Here is a 291-nt window from a genome sequence, read left to right on the forward strand (position 1 = left end):
CTGTCAGATCTTCTTCCGCAGAATAGATAAAGCGTACCCGCTGTTGCAGGGTTCTCTATGCCAAGGGATCTGAGAACTCCGGCAAGGCTGTCTATACCATACCTAAGATCTGTTCTGCCACATACTATGTATATTTCAGAAAAACCAACTGCATCATTCAGCATCTACAAGAACCTCCATGATGGAACGTATCACTGCGGGAGCAGCACCGCCAGCGATCTCTATGTGTATGCTGCCGCGGTCTATCCTTATCTTTGAACTGCTGCACGAATCAAGGTCATTCTGATAATC

Annotated in this window: 1 protein-coding gene; it reads right to left on the reverse strand. The window is 46.7% G+C overall.

What is annotated here, in order from left to right; all coding sequences use genetic code 11:
• A partial coding sequence (gene tnpB, locus DWX57_RS14845) for an IS66 family insertion sequence element accessory protein TnpB (RefSeq protein WP_207666533.1) occupies positions 1-164 on the reverse strand: 164 nt, incomplete at its 3' end.
• Positions 165-291: the final 127 nt, after the last annotated feature.

Origin of the sequence: Coprococcus sp. AF19-8AC, from assembly GCF_003603115.1 — a bacterium.
Lineage (GTDB): Bacteria > Bacillota > Clostridia > Lachnospirales > Lachnospiraceae > Coprococcus > Coprococcus aceti.